At 69.6% G+C, this 773-nt stretch carries 1 protein-coding gene; it reads left to right on the top strand.

Going from position 1 to position 773, the window contains the following annotated elements; translation table 11 throughout:
* Positions 1-565: transposase (locus tag C7C46_RS23750; protein ID WP_181442490.1), on the top strand; the 565-nt coding region annotated here is incomplete at its 5' end.
* Positions 566-773: the final 208 nt, after the last annotated feature.

Genomic DNA, 773 nt, shown 5'->3' with positions numbered 1-773 from the left:
CCAGGAGGACTACGGCATCGAGGAGTTGACCGGACTGAGCAACCGGCCCGGTTGGCCCGACGGGATGCGGCTGCTGGTCCGCCGGGTGAGGCCCGCCGGCCGCCACAGGAAGAAGCTCACCGCGTTCGAGCTGAAGACGGGCTGGAAGTACTCCGTGATCGCGACCAACATCCGGCACATGTGGGGCATCGCCGGCTCCCACCAGCCGCAGTGGCTGGATGCCGTCGCCCGCGAGCACGCCGTGGTGGAGGACCGGGTGAGAGCGGACAAGGCGATGGGGCTTCGGAATCTTCCGAGCAAGTCGTGGGAGGTGAACCGCGGTTGGATGCTCGCCGCGAACCTCGGTCACGACCTGGACTGCTGGGTCCGCCTGCTGGCCCTGCACGACCAGGACGACCTGGAGCGGGCCGAGCCGGACACGATGCGGTACCGGCTCTACCACCTGCCCGCGCGCCTCGCCGCCCACGCCCGTCGCCGCTGGCTGCGGATCGACCGCACCTGGCCCTGGGCCGACGTGTTCGTCCTCGCCTGGCAGCGGCTCACCCAGCTCCCGGCCGTCACCTGACTGCCGGTCACCGACCCGACGACCTGGAAGGAAAGCACCTCCGGACCCGTGGAATCCGGCGCACCCGCAGCGTCATGCGACGGCCCGCCCCGAACGGCATCGGGACATTACGGGCGAACTGCCGATCCGATCACCGACCACAAGCCGCTGAAGGATCGAGGCCGAACACCAGACCGCAGCCGCCATCAGCCTCGGTGTTTCAGCAGGA

Origin of the sequence: Streptomyces tateyamensis, from assembly GCF_003205575.1 — a bacterium.
Classification (GTDB): domain Bacteria; phylum Actinomycetota; class Actinomycetes; order Streptomycetales; family Streptomycetaceae; genus Kitasatospora; species Kitasatospora tateyamensis.
This window is presented reverse-complemented; position numbering and strand designations above follow the sequence as displayed.